Origin of the sequence: Rhodococcus sp. 66b (assembly GCF_002076325.1) — a bacterium.
GTDB classification, from domain to species: Bacteria; Actinomycetota; Actinomycetes; order Mycobacteriales; family Mycobacteriaceae; genus Rhodococcus_F; species Rhodococcus_F erythropolis.
Map to the genome: position 1 here is coordinate 1 of NZ_MUZB01000004.1, position 14,171 is coordinate 14,171.

The 14,171-nt window shown below is 62.9% G+C and carries 12 protein-coding genes and 1 pseudogene; 6 read left to right on the top strand and 7 right to left on the bottom strand.

Annotation, left to right across the window (positions count from 1 at the left end):
- Positions 1 to 570 (top strand): annotated as a pseudogene (locus tag B0E55_RS07890) (mammalian cell entry protein); the annotation flags it as partial.
- A gap of 46 nt (positions 571 to 616) precedes the next feature.
- Entirely contained in the window at positions 617 to 1,393 is a 777-nt protein-coding gene (locus tag B0E55_RS07895; RefSeq protein WP_020908891.1) for a class I SAM-dependent methyltransferase, read from the top strand.
- Between the two features lie 7 nt (positions 1,394 to 1,400).
- Here B0E55_RS07895 and puuE read toward each other — a convergent pair whose 3' ends face one another.
- From puuE to B0E55_RS07915, 4 genes are all read right to left on the bottom strand, one after another.
- A complete protein-coding gene (gene puuE, locus B0E55_RS07900; RefSeq protein ID WP_080909446.1) occupies positions 1,401 to 2,330 on the bottom strand; it encodes an allantoinase PuuE in 930 nt (309 codons plus the stop codon).
- 16 nt (positions 2,331 to 2,346) lie between these two features.
- Positions 2,347 to 3,333: an allantoicase gene (gene alc, locus B0E55_RS07905; RefSeq protein ID WP_080909447.1), complete on the bottom strand. Its 987-nt coding sequence runs from the start codon at positions 3,331 to 3,333 to the stop codon at positions 2,347 to 2,349.
- 3 nt (positions 3,334 to 3,336) lie between these two features.
- A complete protein-coding gene (locus B0E55_RS07910; RefSeq protein WP_020908894.1) occupies positions 3,337 to 4,581 on the bottom strand; it encodes a DUF6986 family protein in 1,245 nt (414 codons plus the stop codon).
- 62 nt (positions 4,582 to 4,643) lie between these two features.
- Positions 4,644 to 6,671, bottom strand: a complete 2,028-nt coding sequence (locus tag B0E55_RS07915) for a CocE/NonD family hydrolase (protein ID WP_080909448.1) — start codon at positions 6,669 to 6,671, stop codon at positions 4,644 to 4,646.
- 140 nt (positions 6,672 to 6,811) lie between these two features.
- On the opposite strand from B0E55_RS07915, the gene B0E55_RS07920 reads away from it, so the two are divergent.
- The 3 genes from B0E55_RS07920 (at position 6,812) to B0E55_RS07930 (ending at position 10,285) form a co-directional block, all read left to right on the top strand.
- Positions 6,812 to 7,735 (top strand): pseudouridine synthase, encoded by a 924-nt coding sequence (locus B0E55_RS07920; RefSeq protein ID WP_080909449.1) that lies wholly within the window; start codon positions 6,812 to 6,814, stop codon positions 7,733 to 7,735.
- A gap of 75 nt (positions 7,736 to 7,810) precedes the next feature.
- Positions 7,811 to 9,346 carry a CYTH and CHAD domain-containing protein gene (locus tag B0E55_RS07925; RefSeq protein ID WP_080909450.1) on the top strand — a complete coding sequence of 512 codons (1,536 nt, stop codon included), beginning with the start codon at positions 7,811 to 7,813 and terminating at the stop codon, positions 9,344 to 9,346.
- Between the two features lie 48 nt (positions 9,347 to 9,394).
- The gene (locus tag B0E55_RS07930) at positions 9,395 to 10,285 is read left to right on the top strand and encodes a universal stress protein (RefSeq protein WP_080909451.1); all 891 of its coding nucleotides are present in this window, start codon (positions 9,395 to 9,397) and stop codon (positions 10,283 to 10,285) included.
- A gap of 54 nt (positions 10,286 to 10,339) precedes the next feature.
- Here the strand turns inward: B0E55_RS07930 and B0E55_RS07935 are convergent, their stop codons facing one another.
- Positions 10,340 to 11,080, bottom strand: a complete 741-nt coding sequence (locus B0E55_RS07935) for a VIT1/CCC1 transporter family protein (protein ID WP_019745057.1) — start codon at positions 11,078 to 11,080, stop codon at positions 10,340 to 10,342.
- Positions 11,081 to 11,184: 104 nt separating this feature from the next.
- On the opposite strand from B0E55_RS07935, the gene B0E55_RS07940 reads away from it, so the two are divergent.
- Positions 11,185 to 11,970 carry an SDR family NAD(P)-dependent oxidoreductase gene (locus B0E55_RS07940; protein WP_198538402.1) on the top strand — a complete coding sequence of 262 codons (786 nt, stop codon included), beginning with the start codon at positions 11,185 to 11,187 and terminating at the stop codon, positions 11,968 to 11,970.
- Positions 11,971 to 11,973: 3 nt separating this feature from the next.
- Here the strand turns inward: B0E55_RS07940 and B0E55_RS07945 are convergent, their stop codons facing one another.
- Both B0E55_RS07945 and ftsW read right to left on the bottom strand, forming a co-directional pair.
- A complete protein-coding gene (locus B0E55_RS07945) occupies positions 11,974 to 12,606 on the bottom strand; it encodes a TetR family transcriptional regulator (RefSeq protein ID WP_019745059.1) in 633 nt (210 codons plus the stop codon).
- A 114-nt stretch (positions 12,607 to 12,720) separates the two neighbouring features.
- Complete coding sequence (ftsW, locus tag B0E55_RS07950; protein ID WP_020908900.1) at positions 12,721 to 14,097, bottom strand: putative lipid II flippase FtsW; 1,377 nt, start codon at positions 14,095 to 14,097, stop codon at positions 12,721 to 12,723.
- Positions 14,098 to 14,171: the final 74 nt, after the last annotated feature.

Here is a 14,171-nt window from a genome sequence, read left to right on the forward strand (position 1 = left end):
GCACTGGCTGCGCAATTGCGCACCAGCGACCCCGACATCCGACGCGTGATCGACAACGGCATACCGGCCAGCGAACAAGTCGGCTCTCTCGTCACCGAAGCCGGCCCCGCGCTCACGACCAACCTCTCCAACCTCTCCGCCGTTGCAGCGGCAGCCGCCCCGACACTGCCCTCGCTGCAGCCCTTCCTGCTCTTCCTGCCTGCCCTCGCCGGGGCGGCGCCCACCGTTGCACCGGGAGACGGCACAGTACATCTGGGCTTGGTACTCGAGACCAACAACCCGCTCTCGTGCACCGTCGGTTACGAAGGGACCATGGCGATCCTCGACGAGATGAAGCGCAAGGACCCGAACTTCGACGACACGACGCAGAACTTCCCGTTGAACACAGCCGCCAACTGCCAGGCACCTCAGGGCAGCGAAACGGGAGTTCGGAGCGCCAACCGCATCGCGTTCGCCGACCCGAACACCTCGCAACCGTGGGACAGCAAGCCCAAGGTGGACCCGGACAAGCTCAACCTGAACCCGATTGCCACACAACTCGCACCGATGCTCGGTGCCACCCCGAAGTAGCCGTAAACAACTGGCACCGTCGACGCTCCGCGACGATGATGATGTGATGTCGCAAGGAACGCCTGAGAGGACGTCACGAAGTTTCGAGGAACTTGTCGCCGAAGCCGAATCCGCCTCCGTCGACGGGTGGGACTTCTCGTGGCTCGACGGGCGCGCCACGGAGCAGCGTCCGTCGTGGGGGTATCAGAGGTTGATGGGTGAACGTCTCGGTGGTGCCGGCGCTGCGCTGGACATCCAGACCGGCGGCGGCGAAGTCCTCGCCGCTGCACCGACACTCCCGCCGGTGATGGCGGCAACCGAATCCTGGCCACCGAACGTAACCAAGGCCACCGCGCTTCTGCGTCCCCGAGGTGTGGTGGTGGTCGCGGATCCGGACGAGCCACCGCTACCGTTTGCCGATTCGGCTTTCGATCTGGTGACCAGTCGACACCCTGCGACGGTGTGGTGGGCCGAGATCGCTCGGGTGCTCGAACCGGGAGGAACGTACTTCGCTCAACATGTCGGTCACGCCAGCGTGTTCGAACTCGTCGAGTTCTTCCTCGGTCCTCAGCCGCAGGCTCGTCGCGGACGGCACTACGAGGACGAAAGCGCCGACGCGATTGCGGCCGGGCTCACCGTCGTCGACCTTCGTTTCGAGCGGCTGCGCATGGAATTCTTCGATATCGGCGCCGTTGTCTACTTCTTACGCAAGGTGATCTGGATGGTTCCGGGATTCACCGTCGCGCAGTATCTGGACCGGCTCCGGGAACTCGATCAGCAGATCCGTCGCGACGGATCTTTTGTCGCGTACTCGAGTCGATTTCTGATCGAGGCGCGCAAATAGCCCCGCATTACGCGGGGTGAATGGTCTTCCAGTGCTCGGCGATGTCGATTCGCCGCGAGATCCAGACCTTTTCGTGTGACTGCACATGGTCCAGGAAACGCTCGAGGGCGGCAGCTCGGGCAGGGCGTCCGACTATGCGACAGTGCAACCCGACGGAGAGCATCTTCGGTGATCCGGCCGTTCCCTCCGCATACAGCACGTCGAAGGCGTCACGTAGGTGCGCAAAGAACTGATCGCCGCTGGGAAATCCTGCTGGAGAGGCGAAACGCATGTCGTTGGTATCGAGCGTGTACGGAACGACGAGATGCTTCACCGACTCTGTGCCACGCGGAACGTCTACCCAGTACGGCAGATCGTCGGCGTACGAATCGGAGTCGTAGACGAAGCCGCCGTGCTCGACCACCAATTCGCGGGTGTTCGGTGAATCGCGTCCGGTATACCAACCGAGAGGCGCCGAACCCATCAGATCTTGCAGAATCTGGACTGCCTCGGCCATGTCGGCGCGTTCACGCTCGATGTCCACGGATTGGTAAGACTTCCAACGTAATCCGTGACACGCGATCTCGTGACCCAACTCCTGAAAAGCACTGACTGCTTCCGGGTTACGCTGCATTGCCCGCGCCACCGCAAAGACCGTGAGAGGCAGGTTTCGCCGCTCGAAGGTCCGCAGGACACGCCACAACCCGGCCCGGGAGCCGTACTCGTACAGCGATTCCATGCTCATGTGTCGATTCGGAAATGCCTCCGCCGGAGTCATTTCCGACAGAAAAGTCTCCGAAGCCGCGTCCCCGTCGAGGACGTTGTTCTCGGCTCCCTCTTCGTAGTTGAGTACGAACTGAACCGCTATCCGCGCGTCGCCGGGCCAGTGCGGATGCGGCGGATGAGGTCCGTACCCCACCATGTCCCGGGGATAGTCGTCGCGCGGATAGTCGCTCATGGCAACAACTTTACCGTCAGCGCCCGGAGATCACAGCGCGAGCAGCGTCGGTGAGTACGCCGAATACTCTCAGCCGCGCCAGGCCACCGTCCGGGAAGATGTCCAGACGGACATCGGTGACCGGAACTTCGGAATCGATCGGAAAGCGATGGCGCGTGTCCGGACGCAGCGTCGTACGCGGCAACAGTTCGATCCACTCCCCTTCCGGAGTTCGGCCGGTCAGAGCGCCCTCACCTGGACTGTTTCCGAGGAAGTACGAGGTGTCGATCTCGACGAAACTCAACACGCCTTCACCCGCGAGTTGTACTTGCACCCAGTCGTTTCCATCGTCGCGGCGCCTGGCGGTCTCCCACCCGTCCCCCATCGAAGCAGCGCGTCCGGGGAACAGAATGTTCTGCGGTGAGCTGTAGAACATGTTGGAGCAATCGGTCACGCGGCCACCGTTTTCGAGTGCTGCGAGGTCCAACGGCCCGGCATCGAGGAAACGCGGGTCTGGCCGTGCTTCACCGTGAACACGGAATCTCGCAACGCCGCCGTCCGGATAAATGGTCAGCTTGACGTGCGTCCATCGATCCTCCGAAACCACCGAGAACGGATTCTCCGAGTCACCCTGCACGGTCGAGCGTTCGACGATGGTTGTCCACTCGCCGGATCCGGCCAGGTCGACGGGATCCGGATACCCGTCGACGGAGATTGCTTCCACCGAGATCTCGGGCGGGTAATTGCCCTTGAACCACGCGGTGTCGACCACGACGCCTCGCACCACTCCAGGAACACCGAGGCGCACGATCGCCTCGTCATGGCCTGCCACACGGCGGCGACGCGTCTCCCAACCGTCGTACACCTGCCCCTTGTGTCCGAACGTCGCCGGCTGGTATCCGGCTTTACCTGGTCGGATCAGGGCCTCGCGCTCGGCGAATGCCTCGTCGTTCGCCCAGATGACGGCTCCGCCGAGGGTGCGCAGTGCCAGGTCGGGCAGCAAGGTGAATGCGGTGGTGCTCATCGGTCAGTGTTCTCCTGTGATCGGTGTGGTGCGTCCTACGAGGTGGTGGAGTGCGTTGGTGTCCGCGCTCGGGGCGAGCCGGAGAACGTCGGATTCTGGATAAGCCCCCGCGTCGAGCCCACGCAGTACCACCGCTGCCAGCGCCTGGGCAGTTGCAGGTTCGTCCATCACGTCGCCACCTTGGCGCCCCAGGTACGACTGGATGCGCGGGGCAGCGGCGCCGAGTGCGTTGCGGTAGAAGCCGAACGTGGCGAGCCAGCGGGTGACCAGATGCCCGGGGTGCATGTCCCACCCCTGGTAGTAACCGCGTTCAAGGGACCGCGTGACGAGACGATGGTGCCGAGTGATCGCGTCGCGGATCGCCGTGGCGCTCCCGACGGGCGCGACCTGAGTTGACCCGTCGCACACCCAGACGCCGGTTTGCGCGGCAGCAGCCAACATGAGAGCCTTTGCGTGGTCTGCCACCGGATGTTCGAGCGACTGATGACGCGATGCAATTCCGCAAGCCGCACTGTAATCGTAAGTGCCGTAATGCAAACCGGTCAGACGGCCGGCACCGCGATGGATGGCCTGAGCAACTGCCACAGTTCCGTCGGCAGCGATGACCGCCTGCGGGCTCTCGATCTGCAGCTCGAACCGAAGCGAACCGGTCTCGAGTCCGTGCGCCTTCTCCAGTTCTTCGCAGAGCACCACCGTCGCCGTGACCTGCTCCACCGCGCGCAGTTTGGGAACGGTGAAGACAAATCCGTCCGGCACTCCGCCGGCCGCGTCGAGCACAAGCTCGAGCGTCCTGATCGAGCGTCGACGCTCACTGGCCGGCAGCCCTTTGAACCTGATGCCGCCCCAGTTCGGCCCGGCAGGATCAGCGCTCAACGCTGCAAGTGTCCGCCCGGCCGACGTCGCTGCTGCGTCTTCTTCTTCGTCGCTGCGGCGTCCGTACCCGTCCTCGAAATCGATCCGAAAGTCTTGGACCGGCTTGCGGCCGAGTTGAACTCGCACATCTGCGAGCGCATTCTCCGTGTCGAGATCGGCGAACACATGCGCATGGGAATCGAGAAGCGCGATCGCCTGCTCACCCCAGAGACGAGGGGTGTCGACGGTTGCATCCGCGGCACTGACGTAAATCGTGTGCACGGGCTGGATCTCGTCACGGTTTCCCGGGTACTGCGCCGCGAGCCGCTCGTCCACCGGATCCAGAAGTCCGTCCAGACGATCGTGGACGGCGGCGGAGAGTCGGGATTCTGTCATCGGACGATCTTCGCAGAACGTCCGCGAGCCCGCAGGTTCTCACGCCGCCGATCCAGTCCGGGTCAGCGACCCCCGACGAACGGAACGTTGACGAAGCTCGGCCGATCCGCAGCCAATTCGATGTGCTGCGGCTTCAGTTGGCTGTCGGCAAGCATCGGCCCGAGCGCCAGGTATCGCGGCACGCTGGCAGCGTAGACGTCGACGCGGAGCCGGTGACCGGGTTGTAGCACTGCGTCCGTCGGGAGCATGTTGATGTCGACGGCGGTGACCTCACCGGGAACCACCGGCTGACGCGTGTCGATCGTCAGATAGTGGTGCGGTTCACTGTAGTCACCGTTGGCCGAGCGAGTGCTCTTGGAATCGTCGACCGCCCGGAGCGACGCAGTCAGAGCGCCGTTCGTGATCGGTGTCGATGTTCCGTCCGGCGCTACGTCGTTGACCGTCGCTGCCCAGAATCCGTCCGTCACGTCCAGGACTGTCTCGAGGTGGACGTTGATCGGGCCCGAGAGTGAGGTCGGCTCCGTGACTGCCTCACCGGTGAACGTCAGACCCTCCGCTTCCTGGAATCGGGAATCCTTGGAACACGACGCACCGAGCACCACGGAGATCCCGGCAGTGCCCTGAGTTCCGTCACCGGAGCAGAAGCCTCGCAGTCCGGGTGCGACTGTCAATCGCGCTGCGGCACTGGGCTGGTCACTGGTCAGTGAACCGTCGTAGGCCGCGTGTGCGGCAGTTCCGCTGGGCGCGGAGTTCAGATACATACGTTCGTACGTCGCGCCCGCTCGCGGGAACTGATCATCCGTGATCCATCCGCCACCTTGCTGGAACATCGTCACCGGACCGTATCGCTCGATTCCGTTGTCGATGCCCTTGAGCCACTTGTCGAACCACGCGCGTTCGAGTACGTCGAGGCGAGGCGGCGCACCGTCCTTGCCGAATCCTCCACCGGGAGTGACGTGATAGCCGTTGCCCATGATCAACTGCTTCTGCCCGGCCGGCAGATCGATTCCGTTGTAGATCCGCGGCTCGCTGTTGGCGAAGATGTCGTGCCAACCGCCGTAGACCATCGTCGGAACAGTGATGTTGCCGACGTCAGCGGATCGGTCCTGATAGAACTGACCGTCCTGTGCGACTTGCAGAGTCGTCGGTGACACGTCCTCGATTCTCTGGGCCGTCATCGCTTGTACCAGTTCAGGAATCAGGGTGCCGGGATCCTCGAGGCGGCTCGCCAACCACAGTGGATCGAAGTTGCCTTGCAGGATGTCCTGAACGTTCGGAATGAGTTTGAGCCCGTTGACCGCGGTCAGCCACAACGGCATGAACCCGACTCCGAGTCCGCCACCGGTTCCGACGATGTCGCGTAGCAGATCGTTGCCTGGTTCGACCGGGAAGATTGCCTTCAACGCAGGCGGATTGTTACTCGCGGCCTGTACGGAGTTGATCGCGGAGTACGAGATTCCGGCCATCCCCACTTTGCCGTCGGACCACCCCTGCTTGCTCATCCAATCGATGACTTCGACCGAATCCTGTTGCTCGCGCTTGCCGAGCACGTCCCAATTACCTTGGGAGAAGCCGGTTCCACGTGCGTCGACCACTACCTGCGTGTATCCGTTCTGGACCAGATCACGGTTGACGCCGAGAACCCTGGCGCCTCCGCCGGCAATGACGCCCGTCAACTCCGAGACTCCGTCGAACGGCGCCGCGAGGTCGAGCGAGTTCGCCACGTCCATCAACGTCTCACCCACCTGCGGGATCGACAGAGCTGAATCCACCAACGTGTCCAGCAGTTTCGTGTACGGAGTTATGTTGAGGACCGAAGGCGCCTTCGATTCCACAGCGCGCCCGGACGCATCCGCCGGTCGGTACACATTTGCCTGCAGAACCGTGCCGTCACTCATCGTGATGGGTACGTCCCACTCGACGGAGACGCCCGGATACTGCGGCGCAGTCTCCGTGGCCGCGAGCCAGGTCTGTCCGTCCGACCCTCCCGTCGGATCCGCGGAAGCGACGGCGCTCGGCACCGTCAATCCCACGACGCACAGCCCCACCGCAATCGTTGTCGACCTTCGACGTAGAAGTCGTGTCCTCACGAAAACCCCAATTTTCTGTTGTGATGACCCAGCCCTGCCCCCACGACAGTGACCGGCGTCACGAACTTACCGGATAGTAACTTCCGTCCCATATGTCGTCAATAGGTCTCGATGCCGCCCGGACGGCTAGCTTTGAAGATGTGTCACGATCTCCCCTTCCCGTCCGCGACGGCCTGAACCCGAGTCGCATCCGTCAGCCAGACGACGGCATGTGGGCGACGACGCTCGACTACCTGCTCGAACGGTTTCCCCAGGACGCCGTCCGCCTACGGGAGAAAGTCGCAGCCGGGGAGGTCGTCGACGAGAAGGGCGTCGCGATCACCGAGACGAGCGCTTTCGCTCCCCGGCGTTTCGTCTACCTGTACCGCGACGCTCCCGTCGAAGCGCGGGTGCCGTTCGAGATCGACATCCTCTACCGGGACGAAAACATCCTGGTCGTGGACAAGCCGCACTTTCTCGCGAGCACGCCCCGCGGGCGATACATCGCCGAATCGGCCTTGGTGCGGTTGCGTCGGGATCTCGATCTGCCGGAGTTGAGTCCAGCGCATCGCCTCGACCGCGTCACGGCAGGACTGCTGCTGTTCACCGTGCATCAGGCGGCCCGGCGCGGCTATCAGACCATGTTCGCCGAGCGTCGCGTCACCAAGGAATACGAGGCCATCGCGCGTTACGACGCGCAGGTGAGCACTCCCGTGATCGTGCGCAGTCGCATCGTGAAAGAACGCGGCGTGCTCAAGGCCGCGGAGATCGAGGGCGAACCCAACAGCGAGTCGCGGATCGAACTGATCGAGACGCGAGACGGCTTCGCGCGGTACCGGTTGACTCCCCATACCGGCAAGACCCATCAACTTCGCCTGCACATGACCTCGCTCGGGCTCCCGATCCACGGCGACAACTTCTATCCCGACTTCTACGACGTTGCCGCAGAGGATTATTCGAACCCGCTGCGCCTGCTGTCGAAGGTTCTCGAGTTCGAGGATCCCACGACCGGCCGGCTGCAACGGTTCGAAAGTCGGCGGACCCTGTCCTGGCCGGACGAATCAGGCCGTGGCGACTCGCCGTAGGGACCCCGGACCCTTCCACTGCGCCTCCGATACCGGGAGGATGGAAGCGCAGACCGCACCGCAAGAGGAGACCAGATGAGCAAGACCGCCGTCGTACCCGAAGCCGTACGGGAGATCGAGCGCAAGTACGAGGCGCCGGCCGAGCAGGAAGTTCCCGCGCTGGGTGGACTTCCCGGTGTCGTCGGCGAACCGGTCCACGACTCGATACAGCTCTCTGCCACCTACTTCGACACCGCCGACTACCGGTTGCTCGCCGAGAAGATCACGCTGCGCAAGCGTGAGGGCGGCGATGACGCGGGGTGGCACATGAAACTTCCCGCAGGCGAGGACACTAGAACCGAAATCCAACTTCCCCCGGACGAGAGCACCGATGTGCCCTCGCCGCTGGCGAGTCTGATCCGGGCGGTCATCCGCGGTCACGATCTGGTGCCGGTCGCCCTGATCATCACCGATCGGGAGCGCACCAGACTCAACGGCGAAAACGGTGTTCTGCTTGCCGAAGTGGTCTCCGACACCGTCATCGCCTGCAAGGCAGACGGTTCCGGTGAGTCGACGTGGCAGGAAGTCGAGGTCGAACAAGGCGCAGGCGGGCAAGCCCTGGCCGATGCAATCGAGTCGGTTCTACTGGACGCGGGGCTCGAGCGTTCTGCGAGTCCGTCCAAACTCAAACGAGCACTGGGCACTTCGGTCACTCCATACGTCGGCCACGAGGTCACCACTGGCAAAGCGTCGAATCCGCGAATTCTGTTGCGTAATTACCTCATCGAACAACTGCGCGCACTGGTCGCCGCGGATCTCGGCACGCGCCGCGCCGACGACGAAGCCGTTCACGACTTCCGGGTCGCAGCACGTCGTATCCGCAGCGCTCTACAGTCGTACGCCGGTCACTCCCCCAAGGCCGACGATCTCATCACGGATCTTCGGTGGATCGGTGGAAAGTTCGGTGACGCCCGCGACGTCGAGGTCCAGTGGGAGCGTCTTGTGGAACGACTCGGTGAAATCGACGAGATGCCCGAGCGAGAAGCAGTGCGCGCTCGAATCGACGAGTACTTCTCGGCCCGCGGTGAAACCGCACAGGAAACCGCCCTCGAAGCGCTCGATTCCGAGCGCTACACCACACTGCTCGATCGACTCGACGAGTACGTCGGCGACCTCGAATTCGACACTGCCGCCCACCGTGTAGGAAAGAAGGCGTCGGCGCGAGAGTTGGCGCATACCCTGCGCCATCTAGCTCACAAGGTCGGTAAGCGGGTCGATCACGTCTTCGATGCCGATACCCGCACCGAGCGTGACGAGCGAATGCACCGCGCACGCAAGGGCGCCAAGCGGATGAAGTACGCGATCGAGGTCATGGAACCGGTGTCGAAGAGCCGGGCCAAGCGCGCCTTGAAGCATTTCAGCCACTTCCAGGACGTTCTCGGCGAGCATCAGGATTCCGTTGTAGCCCAACATCATCTGCTCGAAATTGCTGCGGAGCAGGAGCACACCTCGCTCACCAGTTTCGGATTGGGCATGGCCTACCGACGAGAACTGGAAATCGCCGACGGGCAATCAACACTGCTCCGCAAGACGTGGAAGGAAGCCGTCAAATCAGCGTCGTCACTCTGGTGACCAGGCTGTAACCAGTCGACCGATCTCGATCATTTCAGAGGAGTAGACATGAACACACTTGCAGGACACCAGGACGTCGTCGCCGGTATCGACGGATCCGAGGCCTCGACGGCGGCGGCCCGGTGGGCAGCCTCGGTCGCGAACGCGGTGAACTCACGACTGATTCTGGCGCATGCCCTGCCGCAGGAGGGCCCGATCTACAGTCCCGCTGCAGTGATGTTGCAGTCGCAGTTCCTCAGCCAGATCCGCGAAGACGGCGAAGCGATCATCGATGCCGCCGCCGCGGTGATTTCAGCTGAATTCCCGGAACTGACCATCGAATCCGAGATCGCACCGGGCCCGGCGTCGACGCACATCCTCGAATCCTCGGGTACCGCACGCCTGATCGTGATGGGGTCGACCGGATCCGGCGCACTGCGCTCGCGGCTACTCGGATCGACCGCACTGAAGGTGGCAAATCACGCAACCTGTCCGGTCACCGTCTGGCGTGGCTCGGCGCAGAATCCCGGTCCGGATCAACGTCCCGTCATCGTCGGAGTCGACGGAAGTGCGTTGAGCAAGAAGGCCGTCGAGTACGCGTTTCGTTATGCCGATCAGTTCGACGCGCCGCTTATCGCGGTCCACACCTGGCAGGGTTCGTCCACCTTCCGCGAAGGCGGAGCGGGAATCCTCATCGACTGGGAGGCCGTCGAGCAGGAGGAATCGGCACTGCTGGCAGAGAACCTGGCCGGCATGGCCGATCAGTACCCGGACGTGCCGGTCACCCGCATCAGTGAACCCGGCGCCGCCGCCCCCGTCATGCTCAAGTACGCCGACGACGCGCAGTTGATAGTTGTCGGAAGCCATGGCCGCAGTGCGGTGGCCGCCGCCGTGATGGGCTCGACCAGCCAGAATCTGCTGCACCATGCGCCAGGGCCGGTCATGATCTGTCGCGCCTGAATTGCTGTGCGCCTTTATTAACCCCCCGCGGTTAATAAAGGCGCACAGCAGGGGTCAGGCGAGGCCCGTGCCCACCAGCTGACCTACTCCGTAGGTCACAGCCATCGCGAGCGCGCCGCCGATCACCACTCGTAGCACCGCTCTGGTCTTGCGGGCTCCGCCGAGCGTCGCGCTGATCGTCCCGGTCAGTGCAAGTGCGATCAGCACTGCGAAGAAGGCGATGGGGACGCGGATACCCGTCGGCGGCAATAGGATTGCGACCAACGGGATCGCCGCGCCGATCGTGAACGAGATTGCCGACGAAATCGCCGCATGCCATGGATTGGTGAGATCGTCCGGGTCGATACCCAATTCGACTTCGACGTGTGCCGCGAAAGCATCGTGCTCGGTCAATTCTTCGGCGACGCGTCGAGCCGTCTCCGGACTCAATCCCTTGTTCTCGTAGATCTCGGTCAGTTCCTGGAGTTCCGCCTCCGGCGTCTCGAGGAGTTCCTTCTTCTCCTTCTGCAGGAGTGCGCGTTCGGTGTCTCGCTGAGCGCTGACCGAGACGTACTCGCCCAACGCCATGGACACAGCGCCGGCAACCAGACCCGCGAAACCGGCCGTGAAGATCGCCGAGCGCTCGGTTGTGGCTGCCGCAACACCGACCACGAGGCCTGCGGTCGAGACGATTCCGTCGTTTGCCCCCAGAACACCTGCACGCAGCCAGTTCAGGCGATTGTTCAAACTCGGTGCGTGAGGTTCCGATTCCCCACCGGGCGCCCCGTCGGTCAACTGCACACTGTCTCCGGACATGGCAACAGATTAGGACGATCAGTCCGGTTGCGATAGCAATCTGAGCCTGTCCTTCGCGTACTGATATATTCCCTGACATAACCCAACCAAGCATTTGCTAGGTTATGAAACGGCACACCTCTGGAGGCATTGTGAGCGCAGTACGCACCGCTTTTGTCAGCGGCGGAACCGGTGGAATCGGGTCGGCGATCGCCCTGACCCTCGCCGAACGCGGACACGACGTCGCCTTCACCTACCGAAACAACAAGAACGCTGCCGAGCAACTGAGCGAGCAGATTCGAGCGCATGGCGTGCTCGCCCACTCGTACTCTCTCGACTTGACCGACGAGTTGTCGATCAGCTCCGCCGTCCGCGATGCGGTCAGCGATCTGGGCGCGTTGACGACACTGGTCCACGCTGCGGGACCGCACGTCCCGATGACACACCTCTCGCGCGTGACGCCGGCGTTCTTCACCGAACAACTGAACCAGGAAGCCGCGGCGTTCTTCACACTCGTCCACACCGCCCTGCCTGCGCTGCGTGCATCTTCGGGTTCGGTGGTAGCGGTGACAACCGCGGCAACGGATCGTTTTCCCGTGCGCGACGGACTCTCCGCAGGCACCAAAGGGGCTGTCGAACAACTTGTTCGCGGATTCGCCGCAGAGGAAGGACGCCACGGCGTTCGGTTCAACGCGGTAGGACCAGGCATGTTGACGGACGGAATGGCGGAGCGACTGATCAACTCCGCCGAACTCGACCAGAGCGCACTCGACGTGACAATGAGCCGAATTCCGTTGAAGCGCTTCGGATCAGCTGCCGACATCGCCGAAGCAGTATGTTTCCTCGCAAGCGACGCGGCCGGATTCATCAGCGGTCAAAAGCTCAACGTCGACGGCGGCTACACCGTCTGAGCGCTATCCACCCAACTTGCGAAAGACCAGTCGCACGGCAAGTTCGAGGTGCGCCATCACCTCGTCCGTCGTCATCCGGCCGGCAACCCACGAGACCAGACTCGACATCCAGACGTCGTCGATGACCTTCACCGCATCCATCTGCTGTTGCGAGACTTCCTCGACGCCGATCGCCTTCGCGAACATCTCGGTCACGACCCCACCGAGCGCGTTGAGTTCCGGAGTCGCCGACGCGTCCGCGAACATGTACGCCCGAACCAACGCTTCGTAACGGAGGTGATCGGTCTCGAGGACCTCCGTATTCTTGCGCAGCACAAACAGAATTCGGTCCGACGGAGTCTCACCCGGGATTACAAAGTCCTGGAATCTGTCACGCAAACCCTCGAACATCCACAACAATGCGACGACAAGCATGTGGTTCTTGGACGGGAAATACCGGTAAACAGTGCCGATCGCGACGCCGGCGCGATCGGCGACCGATCGCATCTGCACCGCGTCGTAGCCGCCTTCGGAGGCGGATTCCATTGCGGCGTCGACAATCCGGCGAAAACGCGCTCGTTGCGACGGCGTCGTACGACGTCCGGTCACCGAGCTACGTTCGACCACCGACTGGTCTGCCTTGTCGCCACCTGCCATGTCCACAACCCTAATTAGACGTCGTTTTGCCGACTCCCAATGTAGCCGCCCAACGCAATCGTCGGGTGCATGACTGCCCGCTTCCGAGCTGGCCGCCAGTAAGACTGGCCGAGATCAGGAAGCGCGCCGCGGCCGATCGGATCGGCCGCGTCTACGTGGATCTTCCGACCAGTCGCGCGACGGTGCGCGTCGGCCCGGCGCTTGAGTCCGGCGCCGGTCGGGTTGCGGCGCCCGTCGCTCCGGTCGGCGTTGACCAGTAGGGGCCGGCTGGGCGCGGCGAGCAGGCGGCCGACGTCGGTCAGTCTGTGGCTTCTTGGCAATGCCGAACCGAGGCTTGCCGAAGACCAGCGGAATCCAACCGCGACCGCTGCTCTCGGCAGAGGCGACAGCCTCGGGCTCACGGAAGGCTGCGTGCGCGATGAGCCCGAACATCAGCAAGGTGGTGATCATCGACGTTCCGCCCGCCGAGATGAGCGGTAGTTGCAGACCGGTCACCGGAATCAGGCCAACGACGTAGGCGATGTTGATGAACGCCTGCACGACGATCAACGTCGTTGCCGTCGCCGTCATGACCTTGAGGAACGGATCGGTCGACCGCTTCGCGATTCGCAGTCCGACGATCAGAACCGCGGCGAAGAGAGCAACGACGATCAGCGCACCGACCAGACCCAACTCTTCACCGATCACGGCAAAAATGAAGTCGTTGTGCGCCTGAGGGAGGTAACTCCATTTGGCGTCGGACTGCCCCAGACCGCGACCGAAGATGCCGCCGTTCGCCAATGCGTACTTGGCCTGCGTGCTCTGGAAGTTCAAGCCTTGCGGGTCGAGATCAGGATTGAGGAAAGCCTTGATGCGATCCGAGCGGTAACCAGCAGTAAGCCCGAGCACGAGAAATGCGACTGCGGAACCGAGCGTGAGGCTGATGAACGTCTTCATCCGGAACAACCCGAACCACAGCACCGACATGAAGATGATGCCGATGGTGATCGTGGTTCCGAGGTCCTTCTCCAACACCACCAGAACCAGAACCAGCAGCGTCGTACCGCCGATCACCGGCAGCGCACGGTTGACATCCATCCGCGCGTTCATGAACGACGCAACCGTCGCCGCGGACCAAATCGCCAGAGCAAGTTTGGCCAGCTCCGACGGCTGGAAGGAAATACCCGCGATCACAAACCAGCTGCGAGCACCCATCTGTTCCGAGCCGATACCTGGAATCAGCACCAGGACAAGCAGAACAAGACACAGAATCAGCAGCCATGGTGAGGCTCTACGCATCGTTTCGGTCGGCAACCGCACGACCGCCACGAACATCACCAAACCGATCGCTGCGAACATGCACTGCGGCCAGAAGCGGGCGTAGGACGTCCCGGACAGAACATAGGATTCGACGCCCGAAGACGACAGCACCATCAGCAGCCCGAACGCCACGATCAGCACGACCAGACCGACGATCATATGGAAATCGAAGAGTGGCCGATTCGTCCACATCGCCGTTCGAGCGCGGAAGGGTGTCGATGTGCGGTCACGTTTGTCCGACGATCCACGGGGTGAGTTAACTGGCT